Raw genomic sequence first — 15,500 nt, forward strand, 5'->3', positions numbered from 1 at the left:
CGCATGGCCCTGAAAATCGGAATCGTTTTTTGGCGCGGCCCTATGCCTGACTGCATCAGCGTTTCAGGTGGATGGTGATCCGGCGCTCGATCCATTCGATGCCATGACGCAATATCTCGACAATCACCAGATACACGACGGCGACCCAGATATAGGCCTGGATATCGAAGGTGCGGGAGTAGGTAAGCTTTGCCATGCCCATCAGATCGTACACGGTGATGATGGCGACGATCGCGGACGCCTTGATCATCAGGATAAGCTCGTTGCCATAAGGCCGCAGTGCGACAACCAACGCTTGCGGCAGGATGATCTTCCACAACGTCTGCAATTTGTGCAGGCCGAGCGAAGCAGCCCCCTCCCACTGGCCCCTCGGCACGCTTTCAATGGCGCCGCGCAGGATTTCGGCCTGATAGGCAGCAGTGTTGAGGGCAAAGGCAAAGACGCCGCAGTTGAACGCCTCACGGAAAAAGCCCCACAGCCCGACCATCTCGAGTTGCGGCTTGAACGAACCAACCCCGTAATAGACCAGGAAGGCCTGCACGAGCAGCGGTGTTCCGCGGAAGAAATAGACATAGCAATAGGCAAGACCGGACAGGATGCGGTTCTTCGACATGCGCGCATAGGCGACGGGAAACGACAGGATGGCGCCCAGCACAATCGAAATGCCGACCAGCGAAAGCGTGACGCCGAGGCCTTCTAGGTAGCTCGGACCATATTTGGCAAAGAGTTCGCCGTTCCAGGCCCAAACCAGATAGGCGACGATGCCGCCGCCGGCGGCAATCCAGATGCCTATCAGCACATAGCCGATGACGCGGGAACGCGGCCAGCCACGCGCACGCGGGGGAGGCCGTTCTACAGCGGACTTGGCGTCGGCTGCAACGCTCATCGCCGTGCCTCCCGCCGGCTAAGCGAGCGCTGTATGGCGCCGGTTGCCAAGGATGAAACGACCGCCAGGATAAGAAACACCACCGCAGCCACGCTGAAGAACAGGAAAGTGTGTTTGGTGACGCGGGCTGCCACGCCGGCTTGACGCAGAGTCTCAGCCAGGCCGACAACCGACACCAGCGACGTGTCCTTGAGCAGGCTCAGCCAGCAATTCTCCAAGCCTGGAAACGCGATGCGGACCAACTGCGGCAAGATCACCTTGCGCATCGTCTGCCCATAGGAAAGGCCGACAGCGTAGCCGCCTTCATATTGGCCCTTGGGGATTGCCCGGAAAGCCGAAAGGAATACCTCGCTGGCATAGGCCGAAAAGATAATGGCTAGCACGATCATGCCGGCAACGAAGGCGTTGACGTCGATGGTCGCTTCGGGCCTTACCAATCTGATCAGATATTGCAGGATCAGCGGGCCGCCGAAAAAAAACAGGAACAGCGTCACCAGTTCGGGCAATCCACGGAAGATCGTCGTGTAGATGTTGGCCGCGATGCGCAGCGAGGGCTCCTCGGACTGTTTGCCCAGCGCTATGAAAAAGCCGATCGTCAGACCGATTGGAAGGGTTGCCAGCGCCAGAAGAACGGTGACGGCGGCACCAGAGACGATGTCGTCAAGCCAGCCATCGGGTCCCCAACTAAGAAGCGTCCAAACGCTCAGCATCCGCTCGCCTGTTCTCCCAAATGCCTTTGGAGAATCATGCCGCCGCACCCCGCGTGCCCGGCCTGTTCTTGCAAGAACGGCGGGACTATCCCGCCGTTCTCTCGGTCAGAAGGCTGCGATCAGGAATCGCCGCCGTAGACGTCGAACTTGAAGTACTTGTCGTTGATTTCCTTGTATTTTCCGTTGGCGCGAATGGCGTCGATCGCGGCGTTGAACTGGTTGACCAGGTCGGTCTCGCCCTTGCGTACCGCAATGCCGGCGCCCGGGCCGTGGATTTCGACGACAGGCTTGATCGCACCGATCAGCTTGCAGCAGGCGCCGTCCGGCGAATCCAGCCACTGCTGCAGCACGACGATGTCGTCATTGGCGGCATCGAGGCGGCCATTGGCGAGATCGAGCTGGTATTCCTGTGCGGTCGGATAGGGTTTGACCGTGCTGTCGATATAGGTCTTGGTCGAATAGTTGAAATGCGTGGTCGAAGCCTGCACGCCGATCGTCTTGCCGGCCAGGTCTTCCTTGGTCACGCCCTTGATGTCGCTGTCCTTGGGCGCAACGATCGCCGGTGGCGTGTTGTAGTATTTGTGGGTGAAGTCGACCTTTTCGGCGCGCTCCGGCGTGATCGACATCGACGCGACGATGGCGTCGAACTTGCCTGCCTGCAGCGCCGGAATGATGCCGTCCCAATCCTGGGCGACGAAGGTGCACTTCACCTTCATTTCGTCGCAGAGAGCCTTGGCGATGTCGATGTCGAAGCCGACGAGCTGCCCGTCGGAAGTCAGGTTGTTGAATGGCGGATAGGCGCCCTCCGTGCCGATCTTCAGGGTTTTTTCCTGAGCCTGGGCGACGCCCAAGGTCAGCAGCGCAGCCGATGCGGCGAGCGCGATACGCAATGCAATTCGCATGATGATCCTCTCATATTGTCCCGGCCGCTGTTCCATGCGGCTCTGAGGGCGGTGCTTTTTGACCGCCCGCTGGCGGCGATACTCCCACTCTTTCTCCGAAAAAAGCAACTGCAAAACAGTGGCCTCGGGGATTTGCATTCCCGGCCAATGATGACGCAAGGTTAGCACCTGGAAACACGTTTGGCGGCGGTGAAAAGATGTTTCGCCGGTGCGCTCAGCGGTTCAGGCCTGCGATGCCTTCGACGAAGTCGGCTATCGATTTCACGTCGTCGAGATCGAACGCCGGCAGACCTTCTCCATCGGCTGGGAAGTCGGCGGCTATGGCGACGATGTTGGGATCGCTAGCCGCAAGCGGCGTGCTGTCCTTTGCCTCCAGCCGCCGCGTCTCGATCTTCTTGTGCGCCTCGCGCTTGTACCCTTCGACCAGCACGATGTCGGACGGCGCCAGCCGCGACAGGATGGCGTCCAGCGTCGGCTCGTCTTCGCCGCGCAATTCGTGCATCAGCGCCCAGCGCCGGCCGGACACGATCGCGACCTCGGTCGCGCCTGCCTGGCGGTGGCGAAAGGAGTCGGCGCCCGGCTTGTCGATGTCGAAATCATGATGGGCGTGCTTCACCGTCGACACGCTCCAGCCGCGCCGCACCAGCTCGGCGACCAGCTTTTCGGTCAGGGTGGTCTTGCCGGAATTCTTCCAGCCGGTGATACCGAAGACGCGTCTCATGGTTTGATGCTCTGCAACAGACGCTCGGCCGCCGCAAGGTCATCGGGCGTATTGATGTTGAAGAACGGATCGATCTCGTGCTCGCCGGAACTCCACATCGGAAACTCGACCTCGACAAAGCCATGCCGTTCGATGAAGGCGGAAACCCGCCGATTATCCTCATCGACCAGGAACCGGCGTAAGGCGTCATGCAGGCCAAGCGGCCAGAGCGCGAATGTCGGATGCCGCTTGCCGTCCGAACTGGCAACGGCGATGGCCCCGGGCTGTTCGGCTGCTGCCGCAGCAAGCCGTTCGACCAGGTCCTCGGGAAGGAACGGCGTATCGCCGGCGGCGGTGACCACCCCGCTGCAAGCCATGGACGCCCATTCCAGGCCGGTCAGGACCCCGGCAAGCGGTCCTGCATAACCTTCCACCGTATCGGCAAGCACCGGCAGCCCGAACCTGGCAAAGCGCATCGGATCGCCATTGGCGCTCAACGCCATCGGTCCGACCTGCGGAGCAAGACGGGCGACGACATGGTCCACTAGCCTGCGACCACCCAGCACAAGCAGCGTCTTGTCGCCGCCGCCCATGCGCCGCGATTGGCCGCCGGCCAGAATGATCCCTGCAATGTCCCGGTCCATGTCCGCCGTCTTCTCTTCAGCCCGAAAATCGCGGGGTCTCGGGACGATCTATATGCCGTCCGGCGCCATGTCAGGTCCAGCGCTTTCGGCGGCGGTTTGCCGCTTGCCGACGACTCGTTCGCGGTAGAGCGCATAGAGGCCGGAGCCGACGATGATCGACGCGCCGACGATCATCGGCAGGTCGGGGATGTCGCCGAAGACGACCAGGCCGAGCAGGATCGCCCAGAGCAGGGCGGTGTAGCGAAACGGCGCGATGAAGGCGATGTCGCCCGAGCGCATCGCCATGATGATGAACTGGTAGCCGATGAGCACCAGCACCGCCGCCAACGCCAGCAGCGCGGTGGCTTCGCCGCTCATCGGCGTCCAGCCGCCCATCGGCGAAAGCAGTGCCGCGCCCAGCACCGTCATAGCCAGCGCCGTGGCGGTCGAGACAAGCAAGGTCGGGATTGCCTGCGGGACGCGCTTGGTGGCAAGGTCGCGCACCGCGCAGCAGGCAACGCTCGCCAGCGCCAGCAGCGAATAGACGCTGAACCCTTCGAAGCCCGGCCGCACGATGATCAGCACGCCGGCAAAACCGACGGCAATCGCCAGCCAGCGCCGCCAGCCGACGCCCTCGTTGAACACAAGTGCTGCCCCCATCGTCACTGCCAGCGGCAGTGCCTGCAGCACGGCCGAGACATTGGCAATCGGCAAATGGGCGAGCGCAAGCAGGAACGACACCGTGGCGCCGGCCTCGCCGGCGACGCGCAGAGCCACCATCGGCTGCAGCATCGAGGCAGGCCGGGCCAGCGCGCCGCGCTGCCAGGCAAGCAGGCCGACGAACAGCGAAGCGAAGGCGCCCCGGATCAGCATGACCTGCGCCATGTTCATCGATTCCGAGGAGAATTTCGTGATCGCGTCATTGAGGGTGAAGCCGACCATGGCCACCACCATGAACAGCGCGCCGCGAAGATTTGGCGAAAGAGGCAAGGGCATCACCGGTTGTGCTTCGGATCAGCCTGTAGCAGCCGGCCGCAAAACAGCAACGCCAAAGGACTGGGCCACGGTTTTCGCCGTGGCCCACAATATCCGCTTGAAGACCCGGGACTTACTTCGGAGTCAACACCTCCGTGCCGCTGCCGTCCTTGCCGGCGATCGTCCAAAGGCCGTGCAGCGAGCCGTCTTTTTCCACCTTGTAGACGACGAGCCCGATTTCCTTGCCCATCACGTAGCCGGCCGAGAAGGCATTGTCGTTGCGCATGCAGATGCCGTCCGAGGACGAACCGCCGGTCTCCCAATGGATGGTGCGGGTCGTCTCGCTGGTCAGCGGATGGTTGCCTCGCCGCCATAGGCCGAGCCGTCGAAATTGGTGCCGGCGACAGTATAGGTGCCGCCGATCGACTGCGCCGTTGCCGGTACCGCCGCGAGGCCGAGCAATGCGAGAGAAAGAACGAGTTTACGCATGTTGTAATCCCCCTTTGTAGCGAAAACCGCCAGAATCGAAGGCTAGGCTGGAACGCATTGCCGGTAAATCAGGTAGCGGCTCTCGGATCTGAAAATATTGCGGTGCTGCCGAGATGCTCACGGTCCCTTGAGGCTGCCCGCAATTGCGCCCACCAGCGGATCGTATTTCGCCTTAAGGGCTGGCGGATACTCGATCCAGACGGTGCGGATCACGCCGTCTTTTCCAAACAGACGGCGCTCGTAGAAAATGGCCTCGCCCTTGATGCCCGACAGCACCGCCCAATCCTTGCCGGTCTTGCTGTAGGTAATCTTGTAGCTCGGCTCCTTGCTCGCTTTCTCGGCGGCGACAAAGCTCTTCGGCGTGTCGTCATCGATATTGAGGATGCCCGAACAGATCAGGCTGGCGCCGTCGGCGCTGAGCCATTGCTACCCGTCGCCATTGTCCGGCTCTGGCTGGGGCAAGGTGAAAATCTCGTCGGGAAAGGTGCAGACTGTGCCGAAGCGCGCATTGGTATAGGTGAATGGAGCCGCGATCGCTGCGGTTGTCACAAACGATGCCAAGGCGATCGAGATGAGCTGAAAGTGCCTCACGGTGCCTCCCGCTGCCTGTGTTCGGAGGCGATCTTGCACCAATCGCGAGAAAAAATCAGCCGCCGGTGACGCTCATATGCCTGGACACCGAGGGGCGGCTGGTGCGGCGGTCGATGATGAAATCATGGCCCTTCGGCTTGCGGCCGATCGCCTCGTCGATGGCATCTGCGACGAGTTCGTTGCCTTCGGACGCACGCAGCGGCGCGCGCAGGTCGGCAGCGTCTTCCTGTCCCAGGCACATATAGAGCGTGCCGGTGCAGGTCAGCCGGACACGGTTGCAACTTTCGCAGAAATTATGCGTCATCGGCGTGATGAAGCCGAGCCTGCCACCGGTCTCGGCGACATGGACATAGCGCGCCGGGCCGCCGGTCTTGTAGGGGATGTCGGTCAGCGTGAACTGCCGCTCGAGCGAGGCGCGCAGCAGCGACAACGGCAGATACTGGTCGGTGCGGTCGGCGTCGATCTCGCCCATCGGCATGGTTTCGATGACCGTCAGGTCCATGCCACGACCATGCGCCCAGCGCATCATGTCAGGCAGTTCGGCGTCGTTGAAATCCTTCAGCGCCACCCCGTTGAGCTTGACCTTCAAGCCGGCGGCCTGCGCGGCGTCGATGCCTTCCATGACCTTGCCGAGATGGCCCCAGCGAGTAATCTGGTGGAACTTGTCGGCATCGAGCGTGTCCAGCGAGACATTGATGCGCCTGACCCCGCAATCGGCGAGCTCCTGGGCGAAGCGCGACAGCTGCGAGCCGTTGGTGGTCAGCGTCAGTTCTTCCAGCGCGCCGCTGTCGAGGTGGCGCGAAAGCTGGCGCACCAGATGCATGATGTTCTTGCGCACCAGCGGCTCGCCGCCGGTCAGCCGCAGCTTCCGTACACCCTTTTCGATGAAGACGGTGCAGAGCCGATCGAGTTCTTCCAGCGACAGCAGGTCCTTCTTGGGCAGGAAGGTCATGTCCTCGGCCATGCAATAGGTGCAGCGGAAATCGCAACGGTCGGTGACCGACACGCGCAAATAGCTGATCGTGCGACCGAATGGGTCGATCATGTCCATGTTCAAGCGCTTCCGTGGCCGTGAGCGGCGTCGTTATATACGGCTATGTGATACGATCCGGTCCAGCATTCAAGATAGCCGGTCTTGATCTTTGGTAACATTCCCTCACCGACATTGCGTGTCGGCTGGCCTGCAACGGCCTTTTCGCCTGTGCCGAAGCAGCGTAGGGAAGGGCGGACGCAACGCAGGAACGATCAGCATGACGGCGCCGAAGGAACTCCGGGTCTCGAAGGACCGCAAGCTGCTCACCGTCACCTTTCCGGATCACCGGCCGTTCGAACTGCCGGCGGAATTGCTGCGCGTAGCCTCGCCCTCGGCCGAAGTGCAGGGCCATTCGCCTGACCAGCGGGTGACCGTTCCCGGCAAGCGCAACGTCGCGATCCTCAAGATCGAGCCGGTCGGCAATTATGCCGTGCGCATCACCTTCGACGATTTCCACGACACTGGCATCTTCACCTGGAACTATTTGCACACGCTGGGTCACGAGAAGGAAGAGCGCTGGAGCGCCTACCTCGCCGAACTGGCGGAAAAGGGACTCAGCCGCGACCGCTAGTTCGTCCTGGCCGCATCTGTCGGCTTGGCCAGGGCAGCCAGGATCTCGCTGGTGTCGTAGTAGAAGGGCGTGCCTTCAAACAGCCGGCCATCCCTGAAGCGCAGGACTTCGGCAAAAGGCTGCCTGATCGTCATGCCATTGGCTCGCGACGTCAGCGAAAGCGTGCAGCTCATGAAGACGATGTCATCGTTTTGTGCCGCCTGCAGGTTCTCGACCGCAACATTGCTCCAGCTTTCCTGCATCTTCTGGAAAAGCGCGGCGATGCCTTCAAGGCCGCTCCAATCGCCGGAATAGGGCAGTGATTGCGGTTCATGCACTACGACGTCGCTGTGGAAGGCGCCGGTCAGCATCTCGATGTTGCCGGAGCCCGATTGGAGGAAGCGCATTTCGACGTCGAACATGTTTTCCAGAAGTTCCATGGCGGTGCTTTGCCGCTCAAGTGCTTTGTCCATTTCGATCTCCGTGTCCGTTTTGTACGGTCGACACGGTTTGCGCCTGAAATTATTGCATCGACACCCGTTTCCTGATTGTCAGGCTGCGGCGCGTCGCGAAGATGTCACGCAGTTGGAGTAACGCCGGCAAAGTTTCGGAGACTGGAAAAATGTCTGAGATCACATCGGTCGAACAGCTCGAAGCCCTCTATGGCCTGCCCGGCGAAGCGTCGGTGGTCAAGGAACTCGACCATGTCATCCCCGAATATGCCGCCTTCATCGAAGCCTCGCCCTTCGTCGCTCTGGCTACCAGCGGACCGGAGGGGCTGGACTGCTCGCCGCGCGGCGATCTCGCCGGCTTCGTGCGCATCCATGACCCGAAGACAATTATGATGCCGGACCGGCGCGGCAACAACCGAGCCGACTCGCTGAAGAACATAATCCGCGATCCGCGCGTCGGTCTGCTGTTCCTGGTGCCAGGTTCCGGCACGACGCTGCGTGTCAACGGCCGCGCCCACATAACCACCGATGCCGTGCTGTGCGCTTCGTTCAGCGTCGATGGCAAGCCCGCTCGCTCGGTCACCGTCGTCGATATCGATTCGGTCTATTTCCAATGCGCCCGCGCCATCGTCCGATCGGACCTGTGGAACCCGGCAAGGCATGTCGACCCGAAGTCGCTGCCGACGCCCGGCCAAATCCTCGAAATCACCAGCCGCAAGAACATCGACGGCGAAGTCTATGACAAGGAATGGCCGGAGCGGGCGAAGAAAACGATGTGGTGAATGGCTTCAAGGCCAATCGAGCCCGTCACGCGTCCTTCAGCACTTCGTAAATCTTGCGCATTTGCTCGCCGATCAGGTCGCACTGCTCCGGCGTCGACTGGCTCATCGCTTTCTCGATCAGCGTCATGTGGATCTTCAGCGCCTGCATCAGCAGGGCCTCGCCCTCATTGGTCAGCGTCAGCCGCAGCACCCGCTTGTCCTTCTCGTCGCCTTCGCGGCGCAGCAGGGCGCGCGTTTCGAGCTGCGGCAACAGCATGGTTATGTTGGAACGGCCGACCAGGAGCTTGCGGGCAAGATCGTGCTGCGACATGCCCGGATGGCGATAGAGGTTCATCAGCACGTCGAGCTGCGCCGGCTTCAGATCCAGCGGCGCCAGCTTCACCGCCAGCGAACGCTCCACCACATGGCAGGCGCGCGCCACCGCGACCCAGTTGCGAAAGCGCGGGTTGTCCCAGGGCAGGTCTTGCTTAATGTTCATATTTGAACTATTATGTTCATGCTTGAACGAATGGATGGATCGCCACTATGGCATCATTTGGATTGAAGGTCATCCGGGGGGTGTTCGGCGCCGCCGAGCATGTGGCACCCCGTCTGAGCGGCCGCGCCGCGTTCGAATTGTTCTGCCGTACGCCCAACGTCAAAGCCCTCAGCGACGGCGAGCGTCGCGCCGTTGACCGCGCGGCGGCCTTCATGACCGAGGCGCGCCATCACCGGCTGAAGACCAGGACGGGTTGCGTCATGGCGCATGAATTCCGGCCCGAGCCGGGCAGGGCGGCCCAAGGCACCGTGCTTGTCATCCACGGCTGGCGCTCACGCACGGAATATATGCGCGCGCTGATCGAAGGCTATCGCGGCGCCGGCTACAGGGTCGTCTCGCTCGACCTGCCGGGCCACGGCCAGTCGCAAGGGCGCCGCCTGAACATGGTCAACGCGGTCGACGCTGCAAGGGTGGTAGGCGAATGGTTCGGGCCGTTCGCGGTAATCGTCGGCCATTCCTTCGGCGGTGCCGTCGCTGCCAACGCCGTTGCCGGTTCCGTCAAGGGCATCCAGCCGGTGGCGGCCGATCGGCTGGTGCTGATCGCGGCGCCGAGCTCGCTGCCGGCGATCTTCGACGACTTCAGCCGCATGCTCAATGTCGGCCCGCGTTCGCAGGTTGCCATGGCCGACCGGGTCGAAAAACTAGCCGGACGGCCGTTGCGCGAATTCACCGGTGATCGTCAGCTTGCCCAGGCGCCGGTGCCGACGCTGGTCATCCACGCGCCCGACGACCGCGAGGTCTCCGCCGATCATGCCAGGCGCTATGCCGGCGCCGGTGAGCATGTCAGGCTTCATTGGGCCGAGGGGCTCGGCCATCGCCGCATCCTCGCCGACAAGGGTGTGGTCGAGCGCGCCGTCGGCTTCGTTGCCGGCGAGCGCGAGCCGGCAGCTCTGCACTAAGCTCCATTTCTTTTCTGCCCCGGGGCTCGACCGGAAGATGGCGACGCCCCGATTCGGCATGGCCGAGGAGATCGCCGGCATGGTCGCATGGCTGACGGGGCCCGAGAGCCGATTCGCCACCGGCGCCGCGCTGACCATCGACGGCGGCGCCAACGCCTGACGCACCCCAGGTTTCAACCGGCCGGAGCAGAAACGAATTCGCTCCGGCCGTCACAAACTTGTGAAACCGTTCTGCAACAGACCCCTCGAAATTTATGGAAGCTTAACGAAATCGGTATGAATCGGTATAGTCGCGCCTTACATCCGCCATGCGGTTGGCAAGATCGTCTAGCGGCGCGGAACGGGAGCCGGTTGCAACCGGAGCGGGTGAATCCATGAATGTCTTCGCAAACAGAGCCGCCGTAATGCCGCTTGCGGTCGCGGCAGCACTGGCCTTTGCCGTGCCGCAGGCCAGCGCGCAGGGCCTGTTCGACATGCTTTTCGGCGGCGGTGTCCGCCATAACCCGGAAGGCGAATTCCCGCCGCCACCCAAATACAAGCCGAAGCCAAAACCCGGTACCGGTGGCGGCACCAGGATCAGCAGCCCGTCCTATTATACCTACAAGGCCGACCGGCTGGTGCGTGTCGACTTCACGGCGCTGATGCCGAAACCGCAGCCCTCGGCGCCGCAGGACGCCGCTTTCGTGCCGTCCGTCACCGGCAATGCCTTCGCCGAGGCGATTGCCGGTCTCGGCGACTATGAGCTTTATGCCGAACCGGATGTCGCCAAGGCGCTGACCGCCTATTACTCGGCCAATCCGGATTTCATCTGGGTTAGCGGAACCGCTCCCAACAGCCGTGCGCAGGATGCAGTGCGGGTGCTTGGCGAAGCCGCGAGCTATGGCCTGACGCCGGCCGACTATACGGTCGACGTTCCGGCAGCCGCCACGTCGTCTGCTACCCCCGACGAGCGCCTGAAAGAGCTCGTCCGCTTCGAGATGGCGCTGTCGGCACGCGTGCTGCGCTACGCCCATGACGCCCAGAGCGGCCGCGTCGACCCCAACCGCATGACCGGCTACTATGATTTTCCGCCGAAGCCGCTCGACATGGAAGGCGTCCTGAAGACGCTGGCGCATACGCAGGAAGTCCGCACCTATCTCGAATCGCGGCATCCCCAGAACCCGGAATACCAGGCACTGCGCGTCGAGCTGGAAGCGCTCCAGGCCAGCGAGGAGAACGAGATCGTCGTCGATCCCAAGCTCTTGCTGAAACCCGGCGAGACCAGTCCCGAACTGCCCAAGCTGTTGACGCTGATCGCTCGCAATCTCGACGACGAGATGGGCGGCGAGTTTGGCGAGGTGCTGGCGAGACTCGGCAAGAGCGAGATCTATGACCCCGAGCTGGTGCCGGTCATCAAGGCGGTGCAGAAGCGGGCCGGCATGAAAGGCGACGGCGTCATCGGCCCGCGTACGGTCGCCTCGCTCGCCGGTACGTCCAAGGCCGACAAGATCGGGAAGGTGGAGGTGGCGCTCGAGGAACTGCGCTGGTTGCCTTCCGATCTCGGCAGTCCACGCGTGTTCATCAACCAGCCGGCCTTCACCGCAAGCTATATCGACAATGGCGAGGTGAAGCTGAAGACCCGCGTGGTCATCGGCCGGACGACCAACCAGACCGCCTTCTTCTACAAGGAGATCAAGCAGGTCGATTTTCATCCCTATTGGGGCGTGCCGCAGTCGATCATCGTCAACGAGATGCTGCCGAGGCTGCGCAACGATCCGGGCTATCTCGACCGAGCCGGTTACGAAGTCACCGATTCGCGCGGCAGGCGCGTCCCGTCATCGGCGGTCAATTGGGGTGGCTACGGCGCCAACATCCCCTACAGCGTGCGCCAGCTGCCAAGCGAGGCCAACGCGCTGGGCGAGCTGAAGATCCTGTTCCCCAACAAGCACGCCATCTACATGCATGATACGCCGCAGAAGTCCTTCTTCGAGCGCGACATGCGCGCGCTCAGCCACGGCTGCGTCCGGCTGCAGGATCCGCGCGGCATGGCGGCGGCGGTTCTCGGCACCTCGGTCGATTATGTCGTCGAGAAGCTGAAGCACGGGCATTCGACCGAGAATGTGACGCGGACCATCCCGGTCTATGTCGCCTATTTCACCGCCTGGCCCGACATGTCCGGCAATGTCGAATATTTCGGCGACGTCTACGACCGCGACACAAGGCTGATGCAGGCGCTCGACGCGACCGAGGCGGTTCGCTCGCCGGCGAGCTGAAGCCCCAAGGCCCGGCCGGAGGGTGCGCGACGCAGGTTAGGCTCGCTCGAAGAGCGGCCGCCGGAAACCGGCGTCGCGGCCGGCAATCAGCCAATAGACCAGGCCGGCCACGACACCCGCCGTGCCGATGATACCCATATCGGCCCAGCGCTCTGGATTTTCCGATGCGCCCGGCCAGATCAGAGCGAATCCCGCGACCGCCGCGATGGCGCCGAACATCATGTGCAGCAGGGCATTGCGCAGCGAGAAGAACTCGGCGATCAGGGCAAAGACAAGCGTCTGCATCCCGGTCAATACGATCGTCAGGAAATAGATGAACATGCCGAGCGGCGGCACCAGCAGTGCCGCGATCGGGCTAACGCCCACGACGCTGAAATAGTCTGGCGCGTTGGGCAGCGAACTCAGCATGGCGTAAATCGCCACCACCGCGAACAGCCCCGCCAGAACCGCCACCAGATAGCCGGCGAGCATCATCAGGACGCGCTTCGATACGTGCTTTACCACTGCCATGCACCCCCGTGCCCGCAATTATAGAGCCGCAGTCAGCCATCAAAGATGTGCCGGCGCAAGAGCATATGGCGCGCCGTGCCATGGGTCTGCAGCGCGTTGGCGATCTATTTCGTCTCGCCGGTCACGGGATCGTAGGAGATTTCGACTTTCGCCTTGTCGCTCGTATAGTAGGTGACGGTATAGACGCCGCTATCCCAGTCGACCTCCTTCACATACTGGAAGTCGTTGCGCTGTTCGACCTTGGCGATGATCTCCGACAGCTTCTTGGCATTGGGCGGGGGCAGTGGTTTTTCGTCGGCCGCGAAAGCCGATCCACTCACGAGAAGAACCGCCAGGCTGGTCGCCAGAACAACGATGCGCATGAGTGCCCTCATTTCATGTTGGCGTAATGTGCGTTGGAAACTCGCTTCCGGGCCGGTTTGTTCCGGTGCGCCAAAGGTAGGATCGGGTCGTTGCACCACCATTGTTTGCAATTGCGATCCGGGATCATCAAAAACCGTTCCCAATCGCTGCAGCTGCAATCTACGAATGCCATTGAATTTCAATGCGTAAGGACAACTACCCTTTCCGAGATCTCAGATAACCAGCAGCTGGCCATGGCGGAGCCGCGCTCTGCGATACATTAGCTGATCGTGGTGGAGCTTTTGCCGTGACCCTGCTAGACTTGCTGCCGTGACAGGGCGGTATCTGCGCGCCGGCCTGTCTGAATCTTCATTCAGCAACGCGGCGAAGTGCCCAGGAGCGGGCAATCGCCTGTGTTGGACAGGACCAGAAGGGACCGGGGGGCTCCATTATGGCTGAACGGAACTACACCCGTCAGCTGGCGACAATCATTTCCATCGATGCCGTTGGATTTTCACGGCTGATGGGTATCGACGACGAGTTGGCCGTCGCGGCCTTCGAGGAACGGCGCGACATCATCGCCGATAGCTGTGGGGCGTTTGGTGGCCGCACCTTCGGCGATGCCGGCGACAGCGTCATGGCCGAATTCGGCAGTCCGATCGAAGCTCTGCGTGCGGCCTTCGATTTCCAGGGCCGGATCGTGACGCTCAATGCATCGGCGGCGCAAGACATGCGCATGCCCTTTCGTGCCGGCATCAACACCGGCGACGTCATCGTGCGCGAAGGTCGCCTTTATGGCGACGACGTCAACATCGCCGCCAGGCTGCAGGAACTCGCTCCGCATGACGGGCTCGCCATCTCCGAGACCACCTGGCACCATGTGAAGGACAAGACCACGGCTGAATTCACCGACCTTGGCGAATTCATGCTGAAGAACATCGCGCTGCCGGTGCGCGTCCTGATCGCCGGCCGCGGCGGCAACGGCTCCGCGCCAATGGCCCCGCTGGCCTCCATGTCGATGCCCCTTGAGCGGCAGAAGCTCGCCCTCATGGGCCCGCCCGCGATCGCCGTGTTGCCGTTTGCCGGCGACGGCGGTGAGCACGACGTCGGCTACATGGCGGATGGCATTGCCGAGGACATCATTTACGGCCTGTCCAACACCAGATGGCTTTCGGTGATCGCCAAGAGTTCCAGCTTCCAGTTCCGTGACGACAGCCTGGGAACGCGGGTGATCGGCAACGCCCTTGGCGCGCGCTACATCGTCAGCGGCACACTGATACGCAATGGCGGACAGATCCGCCTCAACACGTCGCTTGCCGACAGCTCGAACGGGCGCCTGGTGTGGTCGCAGCGCTTCGATCGCGACCTCGTCGACATCTTCAACCTGCGCGACCAGATCGGCAGCGAGATCGTCTCCATTCTCGACAAGGAGGTCGACCGGGCCGAGCAGGCGCGCACCTTCCAGGTGCCCTGGGAAAGCCTGGAGACCTGGCAATTGGTGCGGCGTGGCCGCTGGCACATGAACCGGCGCACCCGCGGCGACACCGAAATCGCGCTGGATTTCTTCGAAAAGGCCTATCGGGAAGACCCCAATTCTAGCGCCGTGCTGAATGAGCTCGCATGGTGGTATTTCTGGCGGGCGTGGCTTCGTTTCGGCGACAGCGACGATCTGGCGAAGGTCGAGCAATATGCGCGCAAGGCCTTGCTCATGGACAGCCTGGACGCACGCCCGCACGCCCATCTCGGCGCGATCGACATCATGAGGGGAGAGCCGCGGGCCGCGGTCGAGCATCTGCGGGAGGCGATTCATATCAATCCGAGCTTTGCCTTCGCGAGCTCAGCGATGGGCAGCGCCCGGCTGCTGCTCGGCGATGCCGCCGGCGCGATACCGTTCTTTCTCGACGCCGAGCGATTGAGCCCCTTCGATCTCTACAGGTTCCACAATCTGGGGGAACTGGCGGTCGCCTACAGTTTCGTCGAGGACTGGCAGGCCGCCATCGCCATCGCGGATCGCTCGCTCAACTTGTCGCCTGGCTACTTCTACGCCAGGTTCCTCAAGATCGGTGCCTTGGCGCGCAGCGGCCGCACGGAAGAAGCCCGACGGGAGCTGGCCATTTTCACGACGAGGCACCCGGATTTCTCCGACCAACGGGTGCGCTGGATACCTTTCGTCGACAAGGCGGCGAACGAATTCCTTATCGGCAATTTCGAAGCGGCCAGGTCGGGCAAATGATTTGGCTGCTGACTGTGAGGAACTTAACATACG

The 15,500-nt window shown here is 62.3% G+C and carries 19 protein-coding genes and 1 pseudogene; 6 read left to right on the plus strand and 14 right to left on the minus strand.

Annotated features, from left to right (window positions below; translation table 11 throughout):
• Positions 1-55 precede the first annotated feature (55 nt).
• The 10 genes and pseudogenes from A6B35_RS19020 to moaA form a co-directional block, all read right to left on the minus strand.
• Positions 56-886, minus strand: a complete 831-nt coding sequence (locus tag A6B35_RS19020) for an ABC transporter permease (RefSeq protein WP_006205214.1) — start codon at positions 884-886, stop codon at positions 56-58.
• Positions 883-1,596 carry an ABC transporter permease gene (locus A6B35_RS19025; RefSeq protein ID WP_006205215.1) on the minus strand — a complete coding sequence of 238 codons (714 nt, stop codon included), beginning with the start codon at positions 1,594-1,596 and terminating at the stop codon, positions 883-885. The genes A6B35_RS19020 and A6B35_RS19025 overlap by 4 nt, the downstream gene beginning before the upstream one ends.
• Positions 1,597-1,715: 119 nt before the next feature.
• Positions 1,716-2,498 carry an ABC transporter substrate-binding protein gene (locus A6B35_RS19030; protein ID WP_006205216.1) on the minus strand — a complete coding sequence of 261 codons (783 nt, stop codon included), beginning with the start codon at positions 2,496-2,498 and terminating at the stop codon, positions 1,716-1,718.
• A gap of 214 nt (positions 2,499-2,712) precedes the next feature.
• Positions 2,713-3,219, minus strand: coding sequence for a molybdopterin-guanine dinucleotide biosynthesis protein B (gene mobB / locus A6B35_RS19035; RefSeq protein WP_006205217.1), 507 nt, complete (start codon positions 3,217-3,219; stop codon positions 2,713-2,715).
• Positions 3,216-3,842 carry a molybdenum cofactor guanylyltransferase MobA gene (gene mobA / locus A6B35_RS19040; protein ID WP_006205218.1) on the minus strand — a complete coding sequence of 209 codons (627 nt, stop codon included), beginning with the start codon at positions 3,840-3,842 and terminating at the stop codon, positions 3,216-3,218. Before mobA ends, mobB begins: the two co-directional genes overlap by 4 nt.
• Positions 3,843-3,890: 48 nt before the next feature.
• Positions 3,891-4,811 (minus strand): DMT family transporter, encoded by a 921-nt coding sequence (locus A6B35_RS19045; protein ID WP_040583710.1) that lies wholly within the window; start codon positions 4,809-4,811, stop codon positions 3,891-3,893.
• Positions 4,812-4,929: 118 nt separating this feature from the next.
• A pseudogene (locus tag A6B35_RS37365) lies at positions 4,930-5,285 on the minus strand (hypothetical protein).
• A 117-nt stretch (positions 5,286-5,402) separates the two neighbouring features.
• Complete coding sequence (locus A6B35_RS36665; RefSeq protein WP_244426046.1) at positions 5,403-5,561, minus strand: hypothetical protein; 159 nt, start codon at positions 5,559-5,561, stop codon at positions 5,403-5,405.
• A 150-nt stretch (positions 5,562-5,711) separates the two neighbouring features.
• A complete protein-coding gene (locus A6B35_RS36670) occupies positions 5,712-5,876 on the minus strand; it encodes a hypothetical protein (RefSeq protein ID WP_244426048.1) in 165 nt (54 codons plus the stop codon).
• 55 nt (positions 5,877-5,931) lie between these two features.
• Positions 5,932-6,927 carry a GTP 3',8-cyclase MoaA gene (gene moaA / locus A6B35_RS19060; RefSeq protein ID WP_006205222.1) on the minus strand — a complete coding sequence of 332 codons (996 nt, stop codon included), beginning with the start codon at positions 6,925-6,927 and terminating at the stop codon, positions 5,932-5,934.
• Between the two features lie 199 nt (positions 6,928-7,126).
• Between moaA and A6B35_RS19065 the strand changes: the two genes are divergently transcribed.
• Positions 7,127-7,480 (plus strand): gamma-butyrobetaine hydroxylase family protein, encoded by a 354-nt coding sequence (locus tag A6B35_RS19065; protein ID WP_006205223.1) that lies wholly within the window; start codon positions 7,127-7,129, stop codon positions 7,478-7,480.
• Here the strand turns inward: A6B35_RS19065 and A6B35_RS19070 are convergent.
• Positions 7,477-7,932: a nuclear transport factor 2 family protein gene (locus A6B35_RS19070; protein ID WP_006205224.1), complete on the minus strand. Its 456-nt coding sequence runs from the start codon at positions 7,930-7,932 to the stop codon at positions 7,477-7,479. The two genes, A6B35_RS19065 and A6B35_RS19070, sit on opposite strands and share 4 nt — an antisense overlap.
• A 149-nt stretch (positions 7,933-8,081) precedes the next feature.
• On the opposite strand from A6B35_RS19070, the gene A6B35_RS19075 reads away from it, so the two are divergent.
• Positions 8,082-8,693: a pyridoxamine 5'-phosphate oxidase family protein gene (locus A6B35_RS19075; RefSeq protein WP_006205225.1), complete on the plus strand. Its 612-nt coding sequence runs from the start codon at positions 8,082-8,084 to the stop codon at positions 8,691-8,693.
• Positions 8,694-8,718: 25 nt separating this feature from the next.
• On the opposite strand, the gene A6B35_RS19080 is transcribed toward A6B35_RS19075, so the two are convergent.
• A complete protein-coding gene (locus A6B35_RS19080; protein ID WP_006205226.1) occupies positions 8,719-9,171 on the minus strand; it encodes a MarR family winged helix-turn-helix transcriptional regulator in 453 nt (150 codons plus the stop codon).
• A 47-nt stretch (positions 9,172-9,218) separates the two neighbouring features.
• Here A6B35_RS19080 and A6B35_RS19085 point away from each other — a divergent pair, with 47 nt between their 5' ends.
• The 3 genes from A6B35_RS19085 (at position 9,219) to A6B35_RS19090 (ending at position 12,382) form a co-directional block, all read left to right on the plus strand.
• Positions 9,219-10,130 (plus strand): alpha/beta hydrolase, encoded by a 912-nt coding sequence (locus tag A6B35_RS19085; RefSeq protein ID WP_040583690.1) that lies wholly within the window; start codon positions 9,219-9,221, stop codon positions 10,128-10,130.
• 37 nt (positions 10,131-10,167) lie between these two features.
• A complete protein-coding gene (locus tag A6B35_RS34595) occupies positions 10,168-10,290 on the plus strand; it encodes an SDR family oxidoreductase (RefSeq protein WP_425277677.1) in 123 nt (40 codons plus the stop codon).
• Positions 10,291-10,504: 214 nt separating this feature from the next.
• Positions 10,505-12,382 (plus strand): L,D-transpeptidase family protein, encoded by a 1,878-nt coding sequence (locus tag A6B35_RS19090; protein ID WP_006205229.1) that lies wholly within the window; start codon positions 10,505-10,507, stop codon positions 12,380-12,382.
• 36 nt (positions 12,383-12,418) lie between these two features.
• Here the strand turns inward: A6B35_RS19090 and A6B35_RS19095 are convergent, their stop codons facing one another.
• Together A6B35_RS19095 and A6B35_RS19100 are read right to left on the minus strand one after the other, a co-directional pair.
• On the minus strand, positions 12,419-12,892 hold the full coding sequence (locus tag A6B35_RS19095) for a hypothetical protein (protein ID WP_040583694.1): 474 nt from the start codon (positions 12,890-12,892) through the stop codon (positions 12,419-12,421).
• 104 nt (positions 12,893-12,996) lie between these two features.
• Complete coding sequence (locus tag A6B35_RS19100; protein ID WP_006205231.1) at positions 12,997-13,254, minus strand: PepSY domain-containing protein; 258 nt, start codon at positions 13,252-13,254, stop codon at positions 12,997-12,999.
• Positions 13,255-13,685: 431 nt separating this feature from the next.
• On the opposite strand from A6B35_RS19100, the gene A6B35_RS19105 reads away from it, so the two are divergent.
• The gene (locus tag A6B35_RS19105) at positions 13,686-15,467 is read left to right on the plus strand and encodes an adenylate/guanylate cyclase domain-containing protein (RefSeq protein WP_006205232.1); all 1,782 of its coding nucleotides are present in this window, start codon (positions 13,686-13,688) and stop codon (positions 15,465-15,467) included.
• Positions 15,468-15,500: the final 33 nt, after the last annotated feature.

The sequence above is a fragment of the Mesorhizobium amorphae CCNWGS0123 genome (genome assembly GCF_001686985.1).
In the GTDB taxonomy this organism is placed as follows: domain Bacteria; phylum Pseudomonadota; class Alphaproteobacteria; order Rhizobiales; family Rhizobiaceae; genus Mesorhizobium; species Mesorhizobium amorphae.